A 537-nucleotide genomic window follows, 5' to 3' on the forward strand; every position below is an offset into this window, starting at 1 on the left:
GCAGCGAGCGCCAGGCCGTTGAGGCCTGCAAGGCGGCGATCAAAGAGAAGGCGACCAACCCATCGGCGGCTGTGATCCCAAGCCCGGGAGACGTCGCGAGCGGAAAGGAGATTGTGTTTATCAACTGGAAGCGGGGTGATGGGCTGCGCCTGCAGAACAACTTCGGTGCACTCCTTGATGTATCAGCTACGTGCACTTATTCAAAAGCGACGAAGCAAGTTGACTACCTATCGCTGGGTAACGACGTGGTAATAGGGTCGCTACCCAAGTAATCGAACAACTCACAGATCAACCGCCTTCGGGCGGTTTTTTTATGCCCGAGGCAAATGCAAATGGCACAAGAGAGCATCGGCACCGCCAGGATCGACATCGAAATCGACAACAGCAAAGTCGAGCCCGGCGTCAATGCGGCGAAGCAGTCGGTCGCCTCCCTTGCCACCGAAGTGGAGAAGGGCTCTGCGCGGCAGGTTGTCGCCACCAGCCGCCAAGTTACGGCGCTGGAGCGGAACATCGCCACCCTCGGGAAGAGCCGAGAGG

General features: G+C 58.7%; 2 protein-coding genes. Both read left to right on the plus strand.

Annotated elements, in window-relative coordinates; genetic code table 11:
- Nucleotides 1-272, plus strand: a 272-nt coding sequence (locus tag ACXJKJ_RS31905) for a hypothetical protein (RefSeq protein ID WP_457395739.1), incomplete at its 5' end; no start/stop codon positions are given.
- A 60-nt stretch (nucleotides 273-332) separates the two neighbouring features.
- Nucleotides 333-537: hypothetical protein (locus tag ACXJKJ_RS31910; protein WP_457395740.1), on the plus strand; the 205-nt coding region annotated here is incomplete at its 3' end.

The sequence above is a fragment of the Roseateles sp. P5_E1 genome, from assembly GCF_054049335.1.